5 protein-coding genes are annotated in these 5,550 nt (G+C 73.5%); all 5 read right to left on the reverse strand.

The features are described 5' to 3' along the window. Positions 1-463: 463 nt before the first annotated feature. The 5 genes from AC0B61_RS36810 to AC0B61_RS36830 all read right to left on the reverse strand — a co-directional run bounded on the left by AC0B61_RS36810 (position 464) and on the right by AC0B61_RS36830 (position 5,302). Positions 464-1,453, reverse strand: a complete 990-nt coding sequence (locus tag AC0B61_RS36810; protein WP_471746849.1) for a PI-PLC domain-containing protein — start codon at positions 1,451-1,453, stop codon at positions 464-466. A 150-nt stretch (positions 1,454-1,603) separates the two neighbouring features. Beyond that, a complete protein-coding gene (locus AC0B61_RS36815; RefSeq protein ID WP_471746851.1) occupies positions 1,604-2,470 on the reverse strand; it encodes a class II fructose-bisphosphate aldolase in 867 nt (288 codons plus the stop codon). After that, the gene (locus AC0B61_RS36820; protein ID WP_471746853.1) at positions 2,458-3,483 is read right to left on the reverse strand and encodes a 1-phosphofructokinase family hexose kinase; all 1,026 of its coding nucleotides are present in this window, start codon (positions 3,481-3,483) and stop codon (positions 2,458-2,460) included. The genes AC0B61_RS36815 and AC0B61_RS36820 overlap by 13 nt, the downstream gene beginning before the upstream one ends. Beyond that, a complete protein-coding gene (locus AC0B61_RS36825; RefSeq protein ID WP_471746855.1) occupies positions 3,480-4,403 on the reverse strand; it encodes an ROK family protein in 924 nt (307 codons plus the stop codon). Before AC0B61_RS36825 ends, AC0B61_RS36820 begins: the two co-directional genes overlap by 4 nt. Next, a complete protein-coding gene (locus AC0B61_RS36830) occupies positions 4,400-5,302 on the reverse strand; it encodes an SIS domain-containing protein (RefSeq protein ID WP_471746856.1) in 903 nt (300 codons plus the stop codon). Before AC0B61_RS36830 ends, AC0B61_RS36825 begins: the two co-directional genes overlap by 4 nt. Positions 5,303-5,550: the final 248 nt, after the last annotated feature.

Genomic DNA, 5,550 nt, shown 5'->3' on the forward strand with positions numbered 1-5,550 from the left:
CACGCTGTTGAGTTCTCAAGGAACGGACGCTTCCTTCGGACCGCCTTCCAGCGGAACCTCCGGGCTTCGTTCTTTCGTGTTCCCAGCTTATCAGACGCTTTCCGCTCCGTTTCCGGGGCTTCGTTCATCCAACTCGCCGGTGTCTTCCGGGGCTTGACGCCCCGTCCGACGTTTCAAACTCTAGCCGACCTCCGCCTCGAAAGGCGAATCCGGCCGCAATCCGGATAAACACCCACGCCGAATACGCACCGAAGTCGCACCTGCCCATGGCAAGTTCGACCCGGCTCGAACCGAGCAGGGATATTTCTCGTGGATTGGCCGCTCCGGGACCGTCCGCGCAGATGCGTGTCCGGTGCTCCCAGCCGAGCGACTAGAGGACAGTACTCCTCTCCCGCGTCCGAGAACAAATGCCCCGGCCCGGGCCGCGCCGGGAGCCGGCACGGACCCTCCCGGAAGCTGTCCCCTACTTGAAGAGGCGGTCGCCACTGGTGGCCATGCGATGGGTGGAGCCGTGGTGGTTCACCCAGTCGCGGACGAGGTTGACGGCGTTGGCGCACTGCCAGCTGTTGTCGTACTCGCGCACTCCGGTGAAGGCGCCGTAGCCGGCGATGATGCCGTCCACCCGCGCGTCCCCCAGCAGCTTGTCGACGTACCAGGGGTCGTTGTAGGTGGTCGTCCAGGACAGCGTGGCCCCGAGCTGGCCGGCGTCGCGGTCCGCGGCTCCCTTCTTCAGTTCGGTGCACGTGTTGTAGGTGGCTTCCGTGCAGTTGCCGAAGCCCTTGGTGATGTCGCTGTCGCCGTAGTCCATCGCCCGGTGGCCGGGGGCGAAGCCGGAGCCGGACGCGGCGAAGGCGCTGCGGACCTTGTCGCGGCTGCCGGTGGTCGTGATGCCCTCCAGGGGGCCGAGCTTGCCTTCCAGGCTCTTCCAGCCCCGGCCGCCGACGTCCGGGGTGTTGCCGCCGTGGTACTCGTAGAAGCCGTAGAGCACCTGGATCCCGGCGGCCGTCAAGCGCTGCGCCTTGTCGCGCAGTCCGGCGACGCTGCAGGTGCGGTTGGGCTCTTCGCCGCAGTAGTTCGGGTCCTTGATGTCCAGCCAGACCAGCGACAGTCGGCGCCCCGCGTTGGCGTTGGAGACGATGCGGTCGATCATGCTGTCGAAGCTGGGGCCGAGCCGGTTCTCGCCGGCCGAGGAGCAGTCGTGGTAGGCGCGCCATTCGTTCGGGTTCCACCAGGCGCACACGTCGATCTCGATGCCGTTGGCGCCGTGGTTGATCGCGGCGTCCACACCGTCCAGGGTGTCGACCCGGTGCGCGATGGCGTAGATGGGGTGTCGCTGGTCGGCGGCCGCCGCGGGGGTCGTGCCGACCGCGGTGGCGCCGACGATCCCGCACAGCGTGGCCATGAGGGCCGCCGCCGTCCGCGGGCCGGCGCCGTGCCTGAGGTGAGTGGTCAAGGAGGGCACTCCTTCTCGCGATGCCTTGAGATGGGCATGCCTATCTCACCGATCGTGCGTTGACGCACAGTGAACGGACGATAAACGGTCCGGGCGCGGCTCCGCACAACGGCTGCGACGACCCTGTGCAGCGGCGGTGGTGACGACAGGTCAGGTGGCGGTTGCAGGCGTGCGAGCGGTGCCGGGCGAGCGGAGCAGCCGCAGCAGGCGGGCGACCTCGTCGGTGACGGCGGTGCGGCCCGCGCCGAGGTAGCGGCGGGTGTCCACCAGGTGCTCGTCCTCGCGCAGGCAGGCCCGGACGGCCGCGGTGAACGCCTTGTTGAGGTGGGTGGCTATGTTGATCTTGGTCATGCCGTGCCGGACCGCGGCGACCAGGTGGTCGTCGGCGACGCCGGAGGAGCCGTGCAGTACCAGGGGAACCGGGACGGCGCGGGCGATCCCGCTGACCAGGTCCAGATCGAGGACGGCGTCCCGGGTGAGCATGGCGTGCGAGCTGCCGACGGCGACGGCGAGGGCATCCACCCCGGTGCGCGCCACGAACGCCGCCGCCTCCGCCGGGTCGGTGCGGGCGCCGGCCGCGTGGACGCCGTCCTTGCCGCCGATCTCGCCGAGTTCGGCCTCGACCCAGACGCCTGCCGCGTGGCAGCCCGACACGACGCCGGCGGTGGCCCGTACGTTCGCCTCGTGGTCGAGGGCGGAGGCGTCGAACATGACGGAGGTGAAGCCCAGTTCGACTCCCTCCCGGACCAGCTCCGTGGAGGTCACGTGGTCCAGGTGCAGGGCGACGGGTACGGTCGCGGCCCGGGCCACCGCGAGCGCGGCCCGGCCGATCGGGGCGAGCGCGCCGTGGTAGCGCACGGCGTTCTCGCTGATCTGCAGGATCACCGGCGCCCCGGCCCGCTCGGCCCCGGCGACGATCGCCTCGGCGTGTTCCAGCTGGATGACGTTGAAGGCGCCGACGCCGTGGCGGCGCCGGACGGCGGGCTGGACGATCGAACCGGTGGCTACGAGGGGCATGGCTCTCCTTGAGGGCCGGACGGCGAGGGGCCGGCGGACGAGGGGCGGGACGACGAGGGACGGGTGGACGAGGGGCGGGCGGGGGTCGGTGCGGCCGGACAGACCGGCCGGACCCGGACGAGCGGCAGCAGCCTCCGGTGGTCGGCCGGGTCGAAGCTCCCGGCGAGCGGTGCGAGCACCGTGGCCGCCGACAGGGCGACCGCCTCGGCCAGCCGCTCCGGCCAAGGGGTGCCGGTGACCAGGCCGGCGGTGAGCGCGGCCACCGCCGAGTCGCCGGCGCCGGTCGGATTGCCGCGCGCGTCCTCGGGCGGGCGGGCGCGCCACTCCCCCTCCGGGGTGCTGGCGAGCAGCCCGCGGGGCCCGAGGGAGACCACCACGGCGCGGGCTCCGGCAGCGCGCAGCTTCCGGGCGCCGGTGAGCGGGTCCACCGGGCCGACCGTCGCGGCGAGTTCGGCCGCGTTGGGCTTGACCAGCGCGGGGCGGGCGGCCAGGGCGGCGAGCAGCGCGGGCCCCTCGGCGTCGAGGACCGCGGGCACCCCCGCCCCGGTGGCGAGCTCCACCAGCCGGCCGTAGGCGTCCGGAGGCACCCCGGCGGGCAGTGAGCCGGACAGCACGACCGCCCTGGCGCCGCGCAGCAGTCTGCGGTAGCGGCCGGTGAAGTCGGACCACTCCTCGGCGGTGACGGCGGGACCGGGTTCCAGGTAGACGGTCGCGTCGCCGGTGGCGTGCTCGACCACGGCGACGGTGCGCCTGGTCGTGCCCCCGATCGGGACGAGTTCGTCGCGCAGCCCGGCGGCCGCGAGGTCGGCGCGCAGGGCCTGGCCGGTGATGCCGCCGGCCAGGCCGGTGACGGCGGTGTCGTGGCCGAGCGCGGCGAGCACTCGGGCGACGTTGATCCCCTTGCCGCCGGCCCGCTCGGTGGCGGTCTCGATCCGGTTGCTGCCGTGGTGGTCCACCCGGTCGAGGCGGTAGGTCACGTCGACGGCGGCGTTCAGGGTGACGGTGAGGATCACGGCATGCCTTCATGAGCGACCAGGTCGTGGGCGAGCAGGGCCGCGCCGAGGCAGCCTGCGCGGCGGCCGAGTTCGGCGGCGACCAGTCGGGGCGGCGCCCGGAAGGCCAGGCGGTCGGCGAGCGCCGCGGCCAGCGGGGCGAGGAGGTCGTCCCCGGCCCGGACGAGGCCGCCGCCGAGCACGATCCGCTCCGGGTCGAGCAGGGCGACGGTGGCGGCCAGGCCCTCGGCCAGTGCCTCGACCGCGTCGGCCCAGACCTGCCGGGCCACGGGTTCGCCGGCGACCGCCCGCCGGTGCACGTCCTCGGCGCCGAGGTCCGGTGCGCCGGTGAGGCGGGCGTGGCGGCGGGCGATCGCGGCGGCCGAGGCGACGGTCTCCAGGCATCCCCGGCCGCCGCAGGCGCAGCGCTCGCCGCCGGGCCGCACGACGAGGTGGCCGAGTTCACCGGCGATCCCCCGCGCGCCGGTGACGGCGTGCCCGCCGGTCACGACGGCTGCGGCGATGCCGGTGCCGACCGGGACGAAGACGAAGGAGTCGCTGCCCCGGCCGGCGCCGAGGCGGCCCTCGGCGAGGCCGCCGGCCCGGACGTCGTGGCCGAACGCGACCGGCAGGCCGAGGTGTTCGGCGAGCCGGTGGCGGATCGGGAGGTCGTGCCAGTCGAGGTTGACCGCTCTGACCACCGTGCCGGTGTTCTCGTCCACCAGGCCGGGCGCGACGAGTCCGGCCGCCCGGGGCGGGGTTCCGGTGTGCCGGGCGAGGTCGGCGAGTTCGGTGGCGCAGCCGAGCACGGTGTCGACGACGGCGTCGGCACCGCGTGCGGGCCTGGTGGGCCAACGCCTGGTCCGCAGGACCGTGCCGTCGTCGGCCACGACGGCGCCCTTGAGGTCGGTGCCGCCGAGGTCGAGGGCGATGACCGTCACGGCTGGTGGAGGATGATCGAACGGGTCAGGTTGCGCGGCTGGTCCGGGTCGAGGCCGCGCCGCTCGGCGAGGGCGACCGCGAGGCGCTGGGCGCGCACGAGTTCGGCCAGCGGGTCGAGGTCGGAGGAGACGACAGTGGCTCCGGTGGCGCGGACCTCCTCCGGCAGGCCGGCGGGCGGGGTGCCGAGGAACCAGACGACCCGACCGGGGGCGCTGATGCTGATCGGGCCGTGGCGGTACTCCATGGCCGGGTAGGACTCGGCCCAACTGCCGGAGGCCTCCCGGAGCTTGAGGGCTGCCTCGTGGGCCAGGCCGACCGTCCAGCCGGTGCCGAGGAAGGTGAACTGCTCGGCGGTCAGGGCGGCTTGGGGCAGTTCGTCGAGGACGGCGGCGCGTGCCTGGGCGGGCAGCTCCGCGTCGGTCAGGCCGAGGTGGTTGCGGAGCAGGGCCAGGACGGTGGTGGCGAAGCGGGTCTGCACGACGGACTTCTCGTCGGCGAAGGAGAGGTCGACGAGGGTGTCGGCCGCGGTGGCGACGGGCGTGGCGAGGTCTCCGGTGATCGCGGTCGTCCGGGTCTTCGCGGTCGTCGCCGCGGCGCGGGCCCGGACCCGGGTGCGGGCGAGGGCGTCGAGGACCTCGGTGGTGGTCCCGGACCGGGTGATCGCGAGCACCCGGTCGTAGTCGCGGGTCTCGGGGAACGCGGATGCGGCGAAGGCGTCGGTCTCGCCGAGTCCGGCCTCCTCGCGCAGGGCGGCGTAGGCCTGCGCGACGTAGAGGGAGGTGCCGCAGCCCAGGACGGCCACCCGCTCCCCCGGCTCGGGGAGTCCTTCGGGGCTCAACTCCAGGGCGCGGGACCAGCATTCGGGCTGGCTGGCGATCTCGGTGGCGACGTGGGTCATCGGTCCTCCTGCGCGGGTCTGCATTCAGGTGATTGAATCTGAGCAAAAGATAGGCTGCTCGATCAGTTTTGAACAGACTCTCGCCCATGACTCGATCAAAATCACTCAGGTCATCCTCGGAGGCGGCCCCATGACCACTGCGCACCGCCGGTACCTGGCCGGCGCCCGGCTCGTGCTGCCCGGCGGCGTCGTCGACGGCGACCGGCTCACCATCGCCGGCGACCGCATCGCGGGCCTCGGCGGCGACA

The sequence above is a fragment of the Kitasatospora sp. NPDC023385 genome, from assembly GCF_055664045.1.

Coding starts and splice junctions, on each gene's coding strand:
- AC0B61_RS36815 (WP_471746851.1), bottom strand. CDS start 2,470: ATGCCCCTCGTAGCCACCGGTTCGATCGTCCAGCCCGCCGTCCGGCGC.
- AC0B61_RS36830 (WP_471746856.1), bottom strand. CDS start 5,302: ATGACCCACGTCGCCACCGAGATCGCCAGCCAGCCCGAATGCTGGTCC.